Source organism: Mesorhizobium sp. WSM4819 (assembly GCF_055811215.1).
Genome location: NZ_JBVVQO010000085.1, coordinates 1 through 1,018, shown reverse-complemented (window position 1 = coordinate 1,018; position 1,018 = coordinate 1). Strand labels below are relative to the sequence as shown.

Annotated in this window: 2 protein-coding genes; both read right to left on the bottom strand. The window is 60.9% G+C overall.

Features of this window, described 5'->3' with window-relative positions; all coding sequences use genetic code 11:
* Positions 1-686, bottom strand: a 686-nt coding sequence (groEL, locus tag AC0L18_RS32330) for a chaperonin GroEL (protein ID WP_473495734.1), incomplete at its 3' end; no start/stop codon positions are given.
* Positions 687-748: 62 nt separating this feature from the next.
* A partial coding sequence (locus AC0L18_RS32325) for a co-chaperone GroES (RefSeq protein WP_473495733.1) occupies positions 749-1,018 on the bottom strand: 270 nt, incomplete at its 5' end.

The window sequence follows — 1,018 nt, the reverse complement described above, 5'->3', positions numbered from 1 at the left end:
TTGGAGAGCTTCTTCTCGTGGAGAAGGATGTAGGCGTCTTCCAGATCCGCAACCATCTTGTCGGCGTTGGTGACGAAGTAGGGCGAGAGATAGCCGCGGTCGAACTGCATGCCTTCGACGACTTCGAGTTCGGTCTCGGCGGTCTTGGCTTCCTCGACCGTGATGACGCCCTCGTTGCCGACCTTCTGCATCGCTTCGGCGATCATCGAGCCGACCGAAGCATCGCCATTGCCGGCGATGGTGCCGACCTGGGCAACCTCTTCCGAGGTCTTGATCTTCTTGGCGTTCTTGATCAGCGTCGAGACGACGTCGCCAACCGCGAGGTCGATGCCGCGCTTCAGGTCCATCGGGTTCATGCCGGCGGCAACCGCCTTGTGGCCTTCCTGGACGATCGACTGCGCCAGAACGGTCGCGGTCGTGGTGCCGTCGCCGGCGATGTCGTTGGTCTTCGAAGCAACCTCGCGGACCATCTGCGCGCCCATGTTCTCGAACTTGTCCTCAAGCTCGATTTCCTTGGCGACGGTGACGCCGTCCTTGGTGATGCGCGGTGCGCCGAACGACTTGTCGATGACGACATTGCGGCCCTTGGGGCCGAGCGTCACCTTCACTGCGTCGGCGAGGATGTTGACGCCGCGCAGCATGCGCTCACGGGCATCGCGAGAAAATTTTACGTCTTTGGCAGCCATTTTTAGCTCCTGGCAGGGGCTTGAATTGAGCCCTGGGATTTAAGTGATGGTGAGGCCGAGATTCAGCCGATGATGCCCATGACGTCGGATTCCTTCATGATCAGAAGGTCTTCGCCATTGAGCTTGACTTCGGTGCCCGACCACTTGCCGAACAGGATGCGATCGCCGGCCTTGACGTCCAGCGGGACGAGCTTGCCGGCTTCGTCACGGGCGCCGGAACCAACGGCGATGATCTCGCCTTCCTGCGGCTTTTCCTTCGCCGTGTCGGGGATGATGATCCCGCCGGCAGTCTTGGATTCGGATTCAACCCGGCGTACGACCACGCGGTCATG